General features: G+C 54.2%; 1 pseudogene. It reads left to right on the forward strand.

Annotated elements, in window-relative coordinates:
- Nucleotides 1–128 precede the first annotated feature (128 nt).
- Nucleotides 129–325: pseudogene (locus AB3X89_RS40380) on the forward strand (DDE-type integrase/transposase/recombinase); the annotation flags it as partial.
- Nucleotides 326–345: the final 20 nt, after the last annotated feature.

Here is a 345-nt window from a genome sequence, read left to right on the forward strand (position 1 = left end):
CTCTTCGGCCCCATCGGCAACATTCCACCTGCCGAGGCAGAAGCCGCTTACTATGCAAATCTCGCTGAGTCTGTCACTGTGGCATGACGCAAGCAAAACGGTCTCCGGAAAACCCGGGGCGGTTCAACCTGAACAACATTGTCGAACAGGACCATCGGGCTATCAAACGCCGGACCCGGCCGATGCTGGGATTCAAGAACTTCCACCGTGCGAGGGTGTTCTCGGCGGCATCGAGGTAATGCACATGATCAGGAAAGGACAGATGAAATGTGCGGGCAAAGACCCGTCGTCTGCTTCCCAGCAGTTTTACTCCCTTGTGTCATAAGCAATACTTATCATATCGAC

It is taken from the genome of Paraburkholderia sp. BR14320 (assembly GCF_040948665.1).
Taxonomy (GTDB): domain Bacteria; phylum Pseudomonadota; class Gammaproteobacteria; order Burkholderiales; family Burkholderiaceae; genus Paraburkholderia; species Paraburkholderia youngii.